We start from the raw sequence: 13495 nt of genomic DNA, 5'->3' as shown, positions 1-13495 counted from the left end.
CGACCTGTAGGACGAGGCTTCCAGGCCGGGGGTTCACCCGCCGGCCGGAAAATTCCAGACAAGAAAGCTCACCCCCTCATGGGTCTTACCAGCAAGGCGTTCCTGGCCGCCGCCATCATGCTGGCCGTGGTGTTCTTCGCCGCCACGGTCTGGCTCTGGCCGCGGCTGGCCCGGCGCAGTGTGCCCGCGGTGTTCGGCAGGGTCGGTCTGCTGCTGGCGACCCAGGTGACGGTCTTCGTCTCCGTCGCACTGGTGGCGAACAACTCGTTCCTCTTCTACGGTTCCTGGGCCGACCTGTTCGGCCAGAAGCAGGAGCTGGGTGTGGTCACGGACCACGCGGCCGGCGCCCTGGCCTCCAAGAACATCGTCCGGGTCGGAATACAGCGCCCGGACGGGCCGGGCGGCTCGCTGCCCACGAGGAACGGGCGGATCGACAAGGTCGTCATAGCGGGGCGCGAGTCGAAGATCGAGAGCTCGGCGTACGTGTATCTGCCGCCGGAGTACTTCCAGCCGGCGTTCGCCCGCCGGAAGTTCCCCGCGGTCGTCGTCCTCACCGGTTACCCGGGTGTCTCGGAAAACCTTCTGAAGGGCCTTCGGTACCCGCGGACGGCACACGACCGGGTGAAGGCCGGCCGGGCCCAGCCGATGATCCTGGTGATGCTGCGGCCGACGGTGGCGCCGCCGAGGGACACCGAGTGCGTGGACATAAAGGGCGGTCCGCAGACGGAGACGTTCCTGGGCAAGGATGTGCCGCGGGCGGTCTCGGACGAGTACCGGGTCGGCAGGCTGGCGCGCAACTGGGGCATCATGGGCAATTCGACCGGTGGCTACTGTGCGCTGAAGATAGGGCTCCACCACCCGGACCGGTTCGCCGCGAGCGCCGGGCTCTCCGCGTACTACAAGGCGGCCGAGGACCCGACGACCGGTGACCTCTTCCACGGCGACCAGGACGCGCGCAACCACTCCGATCTGATGTGGAGCCTGGACAATCTGCCGCAGCCCGACTCGTCCTTCCTGGTCACGACCTCCAAGCACGGCGAGGGGAACTACCACTCCACGATGCGGTTCCTCGACAAGGTGAAGGCGCCGGCCCAGGCCTCGTCGATCGTGCTCGACAGCGGCGGGCACAACTTCAACACCTGGCGACGGGAGATCCCTTCGGCGCTGGACTGGATGAGCAGCCGACTGAGCGAGAGCTGAGCCGCCTCCGGCTCCGCTCCGACGGGGCCGGCTCACCGTGCGGCGGTCTTGGCGAAGCTCTCCACGGTCTCGACGGCGACCTCGGTGCGTGGGACGGCCTGGGCGTCCGCGTCGATCGAGCGGCGCAGCGCTTCATGGAGCCGGGCCGGGGTGAGCACGCCGAGGAAGCGGCCGGTGCTCTCCTCGTCGATGACGGCGATCCAGCCGGCGTCGTGCTGGAGCATGGTGGCGAACGCCTGCTTGAGCGGGGCGCCGACGGGCAGCCACGCCTCCATCCTGCGGGCGTGGGCGCGCACCGTGTCCCCGTTCCCGCCGTCGGGGCTGTCGGCCGGGATCCAGCCGTGCAGATTGTCCTCGCCGTCCAGGACGACGGCCCAGCGCGCCCCCTCGGCCCGCAGCCGTTCGGTCGCCCTCGCGAGGGAGTCGTCGAGGTGGACGACCGGCGGCTGGTCCAGGTCGCCCTCCTCGATGGGGGTGACGGAGAGTCGCTTGAGCCCGCGGTCGGCGCCGACGAAGTCCGCGACGTAAGGAGTGGCCGGCGCGCCGAGCACGGTCGCCGGGGAGTCGAACTGCTCGATGGATCCCTGTCCGTAGACGGCGATGCGGTCACCGAGCCGGACCGCTTCCTCGATGTCGTGCGTGACGAACAACACGGTTTTGCGGACCTGCGCCTGGAGTTTCAGGAATTCGTTCTGCAGCCGTTCCCGTACGACGGGGTCGACCGCGCCGAAAGGCTCGTCCATCAGCAGCACCGGCGGATCCGCGGCCAGTGCCCTGGCCACGCCCACGCGTTGGCGCTGACCGCCGGAGAGCTGTTCCGGATAGCGGTCGCCATAAACGGAAGGATCAAGTCCGACAAGGTCCAGGAGTTCCGCCGCACGCTCACGGCCCTTTCCCCGTTTCCAGCCGAGGAGATGGGGAACGGTCGCGGTGTTCTCCAGGATCGTACGGTGCGGGAAGAGCCCCACCTGCTGGATCACATAGCCGATACGGCGGCGCAGCCGAACAGGGTCGATGGCCGATATGTCGTCCCCGTCGAGGAATATCCGTCCCTCGGTCGGTTCGATCAGCCGGTTCACCATCTTCATGGTGGTCGTCTTGCCGCAGCCCGACGGTCCGACGAGCGTGACCAGTTCACCCTCGGCGACCTCGAAGGAAAGATCGTCGACGGCGGTGGTGCCGTCCGCGTACCGCTTGGTGACGTGCTCGAAACGGATCATGGTTCCCCATTGTCGCGCGTGTTCTGTGAAGGACATGTTGCTGGAATACAACGGCTTCGGCGATTGTCAGTGGTCGGGGATAGGGTCGCCAGACATCGGTACGAGGCGGAAATCAGGAGGTGGGGGACGGATGGCTGCCGCACAGAACTGCATGGTGACGAACGACTGGATCTGTGGGGAGTATCTCCGTTCCCGCAGCCAGGAGTTGACCGATGCGACGGTCCAGCACATCTGGATCACCGCCGTCTCGGTGGCGATCGGACTTCTGGTGGCCTTTCCGCTGGCGCTGCTCGCCCGTCGCAGCCGTCGCTTCGCCGGACCGGTGCTCGGGCTGACCACGGTGCTCTACACCGTGCCCTCGCTCGCGATGTTCTCGCTGCTGCTGCCCCTGTTCGGACTCTCCGCGGCACTGGTCGTCACCGGCCTGGTGCTCTATTCGCTGACCATTCTCGTGCGGAACATCCTGGCCGGCCTCGAAGCGGTGCCGCAGGAGGCGAAGGAAGCCGCGAAGGGCATGGGATACGGGCCGGTGCGCCTGTTGTGGGAGGTCGAAGTCCCTCTCGCCATGCCTGCGTTGATGGCCGGTGTACGGATCGCCACGGTCTCCACGATCGCGCTGACGACGGTCGGATCGATCATCGGCAGAGGCGGCCTCGGCAACCTCATAGGGGACGCCCTGCCCAGCTTCTTCAAGGCCCAGGTACTCACCGCCTCGGTCCTGTGCGTACTGCTCGCGGTCGTCGCGGATCTGCTGTTGCTGGGCCTCCAACGACTGTTGACGCCCTGGACCCGCATACGCGCCACGCACGCGGGCGCGGGCACCACGGCAAAGGCGGTCTGAACCATGGGAGTTCTCGGCGAGGCCTGGACCTGGCTCACCACCGGCGCCAATTGGTCGGGGGAGAGCGGTGCGGCGCACCGGCTCGGAGAGCATCTGTACGTCAGTGGTGTCGCGCTCGCCCTGGCCTGCCTCATCGCGCTGCCGATCGCGCTGTACCTCGGGCACATCGGGAAGGGGGGCGCGCTGGCGGTCAACCTCTCCAATGTGGGGCGGGCGATTCCGGTCTTCGCGGTGCTGGCCCTCTTCATGGTCTCGCCGCTGCGCAACGCCGGATATGTGCCGACGGTCATCGCGCTGGTGCTGTTCGCCGTTCCGCCGTTGCTCACCAACGCCTACGTCGGGATGACGGAGGTCGACCGGGCGGTGGCCGAGGCGGCGCGGGGCATGGGCATGTCCGGGGGGCAGCTCTTCGTACAGGTCGAGCTGCCGCTGGCCTACCCGATGATCATGACCGGGCTGCGCTCGGCCGCGGTCCAGGTGGTCGCCACCGCGACGATCGCCGCGATGGTCGGACAGGGCGGTCTCGGCCGGATCATCACCGCGGGGTTCAACACGTACAACACGCCGCAGGTGGTCGCGGGGGCGCTGCTCGTCGCCGTGCTCGCTCTGCTGGTGGAGGCGGTGCTGGTGGCCCTGGACCGGATGCTGTCACCACTGCGCCGCCGGCGCGGGACGGCATGACGGCCCCCCACGTCCGTCCGTCACCATCCGTCGGGCACGCGCCCTCACATGCCCGACGCCCCGGCGATCTCTCCCGGTCCCGGAATCCCTTCTCGAACCATCCCTGTTGCTGTGGACGGAGACAACTCATGAGCAAGACCTCGCGAATAGCGGGTGCGGTCATCGGCATGGTCGCTCTGGCCGGCTCGCTCGCCGCCTGCGGCGGCGACAGCCTGGAGAAGGACAAGGGGGGCTCGGCGTCCTCCGGCGGCGGCTCGGGAAAGAAGGGGTCGCTCGTCGTCGGCGCGGCGTCCTTCACCGAGTCCAAGGTGCTCGCGGAGCTGTACGCGCAGATCCTGGGCGATGCCGGATACAGCACCTCGATCACCACGGTGGCCAACCGGGAACTGTACGAACCGTCCCTGGAGAAGGGCGAGATCGATGTCGTCCCCGAATATGCCGCGACGATCGCGGAATTCCTCAATGCCAAGGTGAACGGCGCGAAGCAGGCCGAGAAGAAGCCGGTCGCCTCCGGTGACGTGGCCGCCACGGTCGCGGCGCTGGAGAAGCTCGCCACCCCGCGCGGACTGAAGGTGCTCCCGGCCGGCGGGGCCGTCGACCAGAACGCCTTCGCGGTGACGAAGGAATTCGCCGCCCAGCACAAGCTCAAGTCCCTTTCGGATCTCGGCAGGTCGAAGGCCGAAGTGAAGATCGCGGCTGGTGACGAGTGCGAGGTGCGGCCGTTCTGCGCGCCAGGTCTGAAGAAGACGTACGGCGTCAATGTCACCGGTATCGACCCCAAGGGAGTCGGTACGCCGCAGTCCAAGCAGGCGGTCAAGGACGGCAAGGACCAGTTGGTCCTCACCACCACCACGGACGCGGTGCTGGACAGCTATGGACTGGTGTTTCTGGAGGACGACAAGAAGCTTCAGAACGCGGACAACGTTCTGCCGGTCGTCAATGCCGAGAGTGCGGGTTCCCAGGATGTCGCCGATGCGCTCGGCAAGCTCACCAAGGCCCTCACCACCCAGGATCTGGCGGAACTGAACCGCAAGGTCGACGCGGAGCGCGCAAAGCCCGCCGATGTGGCCAAGGACTATCTGCGGTCGAAGGGCCTCATCAAGAAGTAGGGATCGGGAGGATTGGGGGGCCGTCAGGTAACCGGCCGGGAACAGATTGGCGGGCGGCTCCCCAAGTGCCTCCTACACACGGTAAATTTCAGGCCATGCCACGTGGACGTCATCGCCATTCGCCACCTCTGCACAGAATCCTTCCGCCTTCGGCCGTCGTCGGAGTCTCGGTCCTCTGTGCCGGGGGTGCCTGGCTGCTCGCCGAGCCCCTGGTCCTGCGCGGTCTGGTGGCCGCCGCGGCGGCCGCTGCCGTGACCGGTGCGTATCTGATGCGCAGCTGGGATCGGGAAGCGGGCCGTCGCGTCGCGGAGCTGACGCGCGCTCGCGCCGGGGACGAGTGGCGGGCCGAGGAGCGCGTGGCCGAGCTGGAGGCGGACCTGGAGGAGTCGCGGGAGCTGCGCGTACGGCTGGAGACGAAGCTGCGCCGCAAGCGCGTGGAGCTCGCCAACCTGCGTGGTGAGCACGCCGCGCTGCTGCGTCGGTACGCCAACGCCGAGACCGGGCGGGCCAGCGCGCTGGAGGGCCGCAGGCAGCTCGCGCTCGAAGCCGCCGTGCCCCGGGAACTGCCCGCCGCGCGCAGCACACCGACACCGGCCGCCTACCTGCGTGCCGCCCAGGCGCTGGAGGACCTCTCGCGCAACGGGGCCCTCCAGGAGGCGCGCCGTATCGCCGAGCAGGCCAGGAAGCGCGATCTCGCGGAGCGCGCCCGGGAGGCGGAGGAGCGGCAGGGGAAGCACGCGGCCGCCGCGGACCCGTCAAACGCGCGGCACCTGCGCCCGCCGACCGCCCTTCCCGCGTCCCGGCCGTCCGCCGCGCTGCCCGCGGCCCGCACCGTGCCGGTCGCCAGCACGGTCGCTCCGTACGCGGCCCCCCGGCGCCATCCGGTGCCGCAGGGCAGCTTCGACTTCTTCGGAACGCAGAAGGCGCGCGCCGCGATCGAGTCCGTGCAGAACGAGGACCTCGCGGACGTCGTGGGCGAGGAGGCGCTGGCCGCGCACCGTACGGGATCGGCCGAGAACCGGGCCGTCGGCAAGGTCATCGACCTGACCGCGCACGACGAGACCGAGCAGCTGGACGTGGTGCAGCTGCGCAGCGCCATCTCGTAGGGCCTCTCGTCCGGATCCTGGCGGGCTCGTGCCCCGGTCGCTGATCAGGCCCGATCCAGACGGAAGACCCCGGCACGGGCCGTCCCGCCAGACGGCCTACTTGTCGATGTCGCCGACGACGAAGAAGAGCGAGCCCAGGATCGCCACCATGTCGGCGACCAACGTGCCCGGCAGCAGTTCGGTGAGCGCCTGGATGTTGTTGTACGAGGCGGAGCGGAGTTTCAGCCGGTACGGGGTCTTCTCGCCCTTGGACACCAGGTAGTAGCCGTTGATGCCGAGCGGGTTCTCGGTCCAGGCGTAGGTGTGGCCCTCGGGGGCCTTCAGGACTTTGGGCAGCCGCTGGTTGATCGGACCGGGTGCCAGGCCGGCCATCCGGTCCAGGCAGGCGTCCGCGAGATCGAGGGCGTTGTGCGTCTGCTCCAGCAGGCACTCGAAGCGGGCCAGGCAGTCGCCCTCGCTGCGGGTGACGACCCTGAGCGTGTCCTGGAGCTCCCCGTACGCGAGATACGGCTCGTCGCGCCGCAGATCGAAGTCGACCCCCGAGGCGCGGGCGATCGGCCCGGACACCCCGTACGCGTGGACGGTCGCGGCGGACAGCACGCCCACACCGCGGGTACGGCCCCGGAAGATCTCGTTGCCGAGCACCAGGTCGTCGTACACGTCCATCCGGGAGCGGACCGAGGCGACGGCGTGCCGGGCACGGCCGAGCCAGCCCGCGGGGAGGTCCTCCTTGAGGCCGCCGACCCGGTTGAACATGTAGTGCATCCGGCCGCCGGAGACCTCCTCCATCACGGCCTGGAGTTCCTCCCGCTCGCGGAACGCGTAGAACACCGGGGTGATCCCGCCGAGTTCGAGCGGGTACGAGCCGAGGAACATCAGATGGTTCAGGACCCGGTTCAGCTCGGCGAGCAGGGTGCGCGTCCAGACCGCGCGCTCCGGGACCTCCATGCCGAGCATGCGCTCGACGGCCATCACGACCCCCAGCTCGTTGGAGAACGCCGACAGCCAGTCGTGGCGGTTGGCGAGCATCACGATCTGCCGGTAGTCGCGGGCCTCGAACAGCTTCTCCGCGCCTCGGTGCATGTAGCCGATGACCGGTTCGGCGTGCTGGATGCGTTCGCCGTCCAGGACGATGCGCAGACGGAGCACGCCGTGTGTGGAGGGGTGCTGGGGGCCGATGTTGAGCACCATGTCGGTGCTCTCCGCCGCGCCGCCGATGCCGACTGTCGTCTCCGTCATACGGCCAGTATTCCCTGAGCGGTGGGGTGATGGGCGGTGCGGGGTGGGGTGCGCGAACGTTCCCCCGTCCGCCCCTTCCTGGAACCCGGACTCCGCCCCGGACCCGCGCCTCAGACCCCGGCGGGGCCGTCCTTGCGCTGCATCAGCCAGCCGAAGTCGCCCAGGCCGCCCCGGGCCGTCAGTTCCGCCGCCTCGCCCGCCGAGGCGAGGGCCCGTACGTACCCGGCCGGGTCGGCCGACGCCAGGGACAGCGGGGGGCGCCCGCCGTCGACGCCGAGGCGGCGCAGCGCCTCGCGCTGCGTCAGCACCTCGGGCGGTGCGTCGGCCCCGGCCGCCGCGGCGCACGCGTCCAGCGCCACGTGCGAGGTGAGGTCGCAGCTGCCGTCCGGCACCGGTCGCACCTCGCGGCCGGACCGGAAGCCGGTCAGTGTGCCGAAGGGCGGCCGCGCCTCCCGTGCGTGGGCGTAGTCCACCGCCACCGCGAGGCCCGCGGCCAGCGAGGACACCGCCCCTGCCCAGGCCTCGTCGCGCGGGCGGCCGATCTCCGCCCGGCCGCCCGGCCCGGCCGACGGCCACCAGCGGCGCAGCCACTCGGCATCCGCGCCGGTCACAGGATCGCCCAGCCGTTCCGCGCCGTCCGCCGTCCGCACCAGGACATACCGGTCGACGCCGTCCTCGTCGGTCTCGACGACCTCGGTGGGGACGTTGTCCAGCCATTCATTGGCGAACAGCAGACCGTACGTTCCCCGTGGGGGTTCGGCGCACCACTCGATCCGGGGATCCAGACCGTCCGGGCGCGCGGCGAGCTCCACGGCGTACGCCCGCACGTCCAGATCACCGGCCCCCGCGGCCGGCAGCGCGGCCAGCACCCCCGTCAGCAGTTCGCCCCGCCCCGCGCCCAGGTCCACCAGGTCGACCGAGCCGGTGTCCAGCTCCCGCGCCGTTCCGACCAGCAGCCGGGCGACGGCCGAGGCGAACAGCGAAGACGCGTGGATGGAGGTGCGGAAGTGGCCCGCCGGCCCCTCGGGGCTCCGGTAGAACCCCCCGTCTCCGTACAAAGCGGCCTCTGCCGCCTCCTGCCACCCACGCCACTCATCCGTCACGTTCCCAAGTCTCCACCTTGGGGAGTACGGTCCCAGGAGCTGGATCGGCCCTTCGGCTGACCCATGCACCCACTGCCTGTCCCTACGCTGGGTTACGTGCAGCGCCTCTACGACTTCATCCGCAGACACCCGACGGGCGTCGACAGCTGCTGGGCTGTCTTCCTCCTCGGGCTCTCCGGCCTGTCCATGGTGGCGGATCCCGGCCGCGGCAGTGAGCGGCTGCCTGCCGTGCCGGTCGTGATCGGCCTCTGCACCGTCGTCGCGCTGCGTCGGCGTGCGCCGGAGAAGATGCTCCTGCTCGCCGTCGCGATGGGCGTCGTGCAAGTGGTGTTCGGGGTCAAGCCGGGCGTCGTGAACTTCGCGATGCTGGTGATCGTCTTCACCGTGGCCACCGTCGGGCAGCGCTGGGCGTCCCGGCTCGCGCTGATCTGCAGCCTGAGCGCGGCCACTGTCGCCCAGCTGCGCTGGCCGCAGGACGTGCCCCAGACCGGTTGGCTGCAGCAGGTCTTCGTCGTCGTCGTGATGACCGTGCCGTTCGTGCTCGCCTGGGTGCTCGGCGACTCGATGCGCACCCGGCGCGCGTACTTCGACCAGCTGGAGGAGCGCGCGGCCCGGCTGGAGCGGGAGCGCGAGGCGCAGTCGAAGGTCGCGGTGGCCGCGGAGCGGGCCCGTATCGCCCGAGAGCTCCACGACGTCGTCGCGCACAACGTCTCGGTGATGGTGGTGCAGGCGGACGGCGCGGCGTACGTCATGGAGGCGGCCCCGGACCAGGCCCGGCAGGCACTGGAGACCATCTCCAGTACCGGCAGGCAGGCGCTCGCCGAGATGCGGCGGCTGCTCGGGGTGCTGCGGACCGGGGACGCCAAGGAGAGCGGGGAGTACGTCCCGCAGCCCGACGTCGAGCAGATCGAGGACCTCGTCGAGCAGGTCAGGCAGACCGGCCTGGCCGTCGACTTCAAGATCGAGGGCACGCCCCGCCCGCTGCCCAGCGGGGTGGAACTGACCGCCTACCGCATCGTGCAGGAGGCGCTGACCAACACCCGCAAGCACGGCGGCCCGGACGCCGGGGCCAGTGTGCGGCTGGTCTACTTCGACGACGGCCTCGGACTGCTGGTCGAGGACGACGGGCGGGGCGCGGCGCACGAGATGTACGAGGACGGCGGCGCCGACGGCGCGGGCCACGGGATGATCGGTATGCGCGAGCGGGTGGGCATGGTCGGCGGCACGCTGGACGCCGGGCCGCGCCCCGGCGGCGGGTTCCGGATCAGCGCACTGCTGCCGCTCAAGCCGGCTCACTAGAACTTCCGATCCTTGCGGGACAGACAGCAGGACAGACAGGAGACAGGACACCTCATGGCCATCCGCGTGATGCTCGTCGACGACCAGGTGCTGCTGCGCACCGGCTTCCGGATGGTGCTTGCCGCCCAGCCGGACATGGAGGTCGTGGCCGAGGCCGGCGACGGCGCGGAGGCGATCGAGATCCTGCGCTCCACCGCCGTCGACGTGGTGCTGATGGACGTCCGGATGCCCAGACTCGACGGTGTCGAGGCCACCCGGCGCATCTGCGCGCAGCCCGGTGCGCCCAAGGTGCTCATCCTGACCACGTTCGACCTCGACGAGTACGCCTTCTCCGGGCTGAAGGCCGGGGCCAGCGGTTTCATGCTCAAGGACGTGCCGCCGGCCGAACTGCTCGCCGCGATCCGCTCCGTGCACAGCGGTGACGCCGTGGTCGCACCGTCCACCACTCGCCGACTGCTCGACCGCTTCTCACCGATGCTGCCGAGCGGCAACAGCGAACCGCAGCACAAGGGCATCGCCAAGCTCACCGAACGCGAACGCGAAGTGATGCTGCTGGTCGCGCAGGGGCTGTCGAACGGTGAGATCGCGGCCCGCCTGGTGCTCTCCGAGGCGACCGTGAAGACGCACGTGGGCCGCATCCTCACCAAACTGAACCTGCGTGACCGGGTGCAGGTCGTCGTCCTCGCGTACGAGACGGGGCTGGTCAGGGCAGGCGGGGGCGGGGCGGGCTGACACCGCCCCTCGCTCAGCGCAGGATGCCCTCCAGGAAGTCGCTGCCGAGCCGGGCCACCACGGTCAGGTCCAGCTGGTGCTGGACGTACCGGCCGCGCCGCCTGGTGGTGACCAGGCCCGCCTTCTTCAGCGCCGCGAGATGCCGGGAGACCTCGGGCGCCGTGATGCCGTACGTGTCGGCGAGTTCGCCGGTCGTGTACGCGGACCGGGCGAGATGACGGCACAGGCGCATCCGCATCGGGTGGGCCAGCGCCTCCATGCGCAGCTGGAGCAGTTCCACGGAGGCGGGGGAGGACAGCTCGGGGCGGTGCACCGGGTAGTGGATCACCGGGCGCCAGCCCGGCGCGTGCAGCAGGTTCAGGTGCGGCCAGCCGAAGGCGGACGGGACAAGGGTGAGTCCGGGGCGGCCGACAGCCGGGTCGACGGCATCGGCCCGGCCCTCGGTGAGCTTGTCGGCGCTGATCCGGGTCCCGGCCTCGTCGAGCGAGAGTGCCGTGGACACCGCGCCTATCGCCACGCGGAGCCCCTTGCGGCGCAGCAGATCCGTCTTGTGCCGGGCGTCGGCGACCAGCTGGACCTGCACCCTGCGCCAGGTGTCGGAGAAGAACGCCTGGTCGCAGTCCTCGAACAGGCGGCGGATCCAGCGGCGCAGGGGGGCGGGGTCGGCCAGCAGCTGCTGGGTGAACTCCACCTGCTGGGGGCCGCGCGCCGCCGCCATGTCCAGGGCGCGGGCGCGCATCGTCGCGTCGCAGAGCGGGGAGGGCGCGCCGAGCCCGTACAGGCTGGAGCAGGTGAACTCCAGGGCGGCGGCGACGAACCGCTCGTCGTCCAGCCGGTCGAGGATGTCCAGGTCCTCGGCGAGGTTCGCGCCCGTTCTGCCGTTGCCGCCACGGAGTCCGGCGAACGGCATGAAGACGTCCGAGAACGTGTTGCGCCACAGGAACTCGGCCTCGTGCAGGCGGTCGGCGAGGTCGGGTTCCAGCGCGCTGGCGGTCGCCGTCGCCCAGCCGTGCAGCCCCGGGTGGTGTCCGGGTTCGGAGAGGGCATGCAGGGCGAGCCCCAGCTCGGCGAGGGGGGAGGTTTCGAAGACGATGCTCTCGGGCGCCAGCCCGGCGATGTCGATGTGCACGCTCACCCCTCCATGGTGCGGGGTGCGCGCAGAAGCTCACGTGCCATTTGACGGTGGTCGTCAATCGGTGGGCCGGACCGGCCGGGCCCGGCCCACGCTGAGGCCATGGACGCCATTCAGCAGCACATGTTCGACAGCTACCGGGCGGCTCGGCGAGGTGAGCTGCCGCCGCCACTGCCGGGACGGCACGACTGGGGGGTGGTGCGCGAGGCACGCGACCGGCGCCGCTTCGACCTGGTGATCGCGGGCCGCCCGGCGCGCCGCCGGTGGCGGACGGCGCTACGGGCGCTGTTCACCCGACGCCACCGCACCGGTGCCGTCGGCCGGTGCGGTGTCTGAGGACCGAACGGGGCAGACGTGTCCGGCCACCCGATCGGCCCGGCCGCCTCCCGTCAGGCCAGCCGCTTCACGAACTCCGCCACTGCCTCCCGTACCTCCTGCGCCGTCCACTCCAGGCCTTCGCGTCCCACCGTGACCTCGGTGAACGACACCCCGGGCGGCCCGGCAGCCGCCGGGGACCAGGTGCGGAAGAGTGCCACGCCCGTCTCCTCGGCCTGCCGTACCGCCGCCTCCGTCAGGACATCCGCCTCGTACGGCAGCCACACCTGGAACTGATGCGTGTGCGGTGGTTCCGGATGCACCCGGAACCACCGGGCGCCGGCCGCCGAGAGGCCCTCGGCCAGCGCCTCGGCCACCACCTTGGCCTGCGCCACGTACGACGGCAGGCTCGGCAGCTCCCGGTCCAGGCCGATCAGAGCGGCGAGCGCCGCCGGGAACTGCTGGAAGAGCTGCCCCCCGTACCGGTGCCGCCAGGTACGGGCCTCCTCGATCAGCGATTCGGGCCCGGCCAGCGCGGCCCCGGAGATTCCGCCGAGGGTCTTGTAGAACGAGACGTACACGCTGTCGGCCAGCGCCGCGATCTCCGGCAGCTCCCGCCCGAAGTGGGAGGCGCATTCCCACAGCCGCGCGCCGTCGAAGTGCACCACCGCATCGCGTTCCCGGGCGGCCGCCACCACGGCCTCCAGCTCCTCCCACGTCGGCAGGACGAAACCGGCGTCGCGCAACGGCAGCTCCAGCATCAGCGTGCCGAACGGCTCGGCGAAGTCCTGGATCTCCCGCGCCGTGGGCAGCCGGGGCTCGGATGTCGGATGGACGGTACGCAGCCCGCTCACCGCCCCCAGCGCGCCGCGCTCGTGCACCTCGGGGTGGGCCAGGGGGTGCAGCGCCACCGTGGGATCACCGGTCCGCCCGGCCCAGCACCGCAGCGCGACCTGCTGCGCCATCGTCCCGGTCGGGAAGAACGCGGCGGCCTCCATGCCCAGCAGGCCGGCGATCCGCCCCTCCAGCTCGGCGACGACGCCGTCGCCGTAGATGTCCGCGGGACGGTCCGGGTCGGTGACCGATCCGGCTCCCGCCGCCAGCGCGGCCAGCCGCTCACCGAGCGGAAGGTGCATGGGTGGCCTGACCAGGACCCGCTCGGCCGCGCGCCAGGCGCTCAGCCTGCGCAGCCGCTGTGCCTCCTCCCGCGACGGCTCCGGCTCGTGCGCCGGAGCATCCTCGGCCGGCCCGGTCTGCCCGGCCTGCCCGGCCTGCTCCGTGCCGTACCGTGCCCCGCTCCGCGCCTGTCGTACCTGCTGATCCGTGTCCGGCGTGTCTGTCATGGGACGATCATCACGCAGAGTGCGGCTCGCACCTGAACGAATTCCGGGCTCACCAGGCACCCGGCCGTGCCCCGCCGGACTTTCCCACAGGCTGTGGACAGCCGGGAACCCGGACGAAACGCTGGCGTAGCATGCAGAGGAATCGTCCGGTACCCCCCGCGGACTGGAACGGAAG

The 13495-nt window shown here is 70.7% G+C and carries 13 protein-coding genes; 8 read left to right on the top strand and 5 right to left on the bottom strand.

The genetic code is table 11. From position 1 onward, the window contains the following. The first annotated feature begins 78 nt into the window (after nucleotides 1-78). On the top strand, nucleotides 79-1200 hold the full coding sequence (locus tag ACF1B9_RS20165) for an alpha/beta hydrolase (RefSeq protein ID WP_391746145.1): 1122 nt from the start codon (nucleotides 79-81) through the stop codon (nucleotides 1198-1200). 32 nt (nucleotides 1201-1232) lie between these two features. On the opposite strand, the gene ACF1B9_RS20160 is transcribed toward ACF1B9_RS20165, so the two are convergent. Continuing rightward, nucleotides 1233-2420, bottom strand: a complete 1188-nt coding sequence (locus ACF1B9_RS20160) for an ABC transporter ATP-binding protein (protein ID WP_391746147.1) — start codon at nucleotides 2418-2420, stop codon at nucleotides 1233-1235. Between the two features lie 130 nt (nucleotides 2421-2550). On the opposite strand from ACF1B9_RS20160, the gene ACF1B9_RS20155 reads away from it, so the two are divergent. The 4 genes from ACF1B9_RS20155 (at nucleotide 2551) to ACF1B9_RS20140 (ending at nucleotide 6157) form a co-directional block, all read left to right on the top strand. Further along, nucleotides 2551-3261, top strand: a complete 711-nt coding sequence (locus ACF1B9_RS20155; protein WP_391746149.1) for an ABC transporter permease — start codon at nucleotides 2551-2553, stop codon at nucleotides 3259-3261. A 3-nt stretch (nucleotides 3262-3264) separates the two neighbouring features. Continuing rightward, nucleotides 3265-3942 carry an ABC transporter permease gene (locus ACF1B9_RS20150; protein WP_391746151.1) on the top strand — a complete coding sequence of 226 codons (678 nt, stop codon included), beginning with the start codon at nucleotides 3265-3267 and terminating at the stop codon, nucleotides 3940-3942. Nucleotides 3943-4070: 128 nt separating this feature from the next. Then, entirely contained in the window at nucleotides 4071-5051 is a 981-nt protein-coding gene (locus ACF1B9_RS20145) for an ABC transporter substrate-binding protein (protein WP_391746152.1), read from the top strand. A 95-nt stretch (nucleotides 5052-5146) separates the two neighbouring features. Further along, nucleotides 5147-6157, top strand: coding sequence for a hypothetical protein (locus ACF1B9_RS20140; RefSeq protein WP_391746154.1), 1011 nt, complete (start codon nucleotides 5147-5149; stop codon nucleotides 6155-6157). 96 nt (nucleotides 6158-6253) lie between these two features. Here ACF1B9_RS20140 and ACF1B9_RS20135 read toward each other — a convergent pair whose 3' ends face one another. Beyond that, entirely contained in the window at nucleotides 6254-7396 is a 1143-nt protein-coding gene (locus ACF1B9_RS20135) for an NADH-quinone oxidoreductase subunit D (protein WP_391746155.1), read from the bottom strand. Nucleotides 7397-7506: 110 nt separating this feature from the next. Further along, nucleotides 7507-8499 (bottom strand): SAM-dependent methyltransferase, encoded by a 993-nt coding sequence (locus ACF1B9_RS20130; RefSeq protein ID WP_391746156.1) that lies wholly within the window; start codon nucleotides 8497-8499, stop codon nucleotides 7507-7509. 96 nt (nucleotides 8500-8595) lie between these two features. Between ACF1B9_RS20130 and ACF1B9_RS20125 the strand changes: the two genes are divergently transcribed. Next, nucleotides 8596-9798: a sensor histidine kinase gene (locus ACF1B9_RS20125; RefSeq protein WP_391746158.1), complete on the top strand. Its 1203-nt coding sequence runs from the start codon at nucleotides 8596-8598 to the stop codon at nucleotides 9796-9798. 54 nt (nucleotides 9799-9852) lie between these two features. Continuing rightward, nucleotides 9853-10530: a response regulator transcription factor gene (locus ACF1B9_RS20120; protein WP_351077455.1), complete on the top strand. Its 678-nt coding sequence runs from the start codon at nucleotides 9853-9855 to the stop codon at nucleotides 10528-10530. Between the two features lie 13 nt (nucleotides 10531-10543). Here the strand turns inward: ACF1B9_RS20120 and ACF1B9_RS20115 are convergent, their stop codons facing one another. Continuing rightward, nucleotides 10544-11659 (bottom strand): DUF5937 family protein, encoded by a 1116-nt coding sequence (locus ACF1B9_RS20115; protein WP_391746211.1) that lies wholly within the window; start codon nucleotides 11657-11659, stop codon nucleotides 10544-10546. Between the two features lie 105 nt (nucleotides 11660-11764). Here ACF1B9_RS20115 and ACF1B9_RS20110 point away from each other — a divergent pair, with 105 nt between their 5' ends. Continuing rightward, nucleotides 11765-11998: a hypothetical protein gene (locus tag ACF1B9_RS20110; protein WP_391746160.1), complete on the top strand. Its 234-nt coding sequence runs from the start codon at nucleotides 11765-11767 to the stop codon at nucleotides 11996-11998. A 53-nt stretch (nucleotides 11999-12051) separates the two neighbouring features. On the opposite strand, the gene ACF1B9_RS20105 is transcribed toward ACF1B9_RS20110, so the two are convergent. Further along, nucleotides 12052-13320 carry a threonine aldolase family protein gene (locus ACF1B9_RS20105; RefSeq protein WP_391746161.1) on the bottom strand — a complete coding sequence of 423 codons (1269 nt, stop codon included), beginning with the start codon at nucleotides 13318-13320 and terminating at the stop codon, nucleotides 12052-12054. Nucleotides 13321-13495 lie beyond the last annotated feature (175 nt).

The sequence above is a fragment of the Streptomyces sp. NPDC014727 genome (assembly GCF_043083485.1).
In the GTDB taxonomy this organism is placed as follows: domain Bacteria; phylum Actinomycetota; class Actinomycetes; order Streptomycetales; family Streptomycetaceae; genus Streptomyces.
The sequence above is the reverse complement of the archived record's forward strand: the minus strand, read 5'-3'. Positions and strand labels throughout refer to the sequence as shown.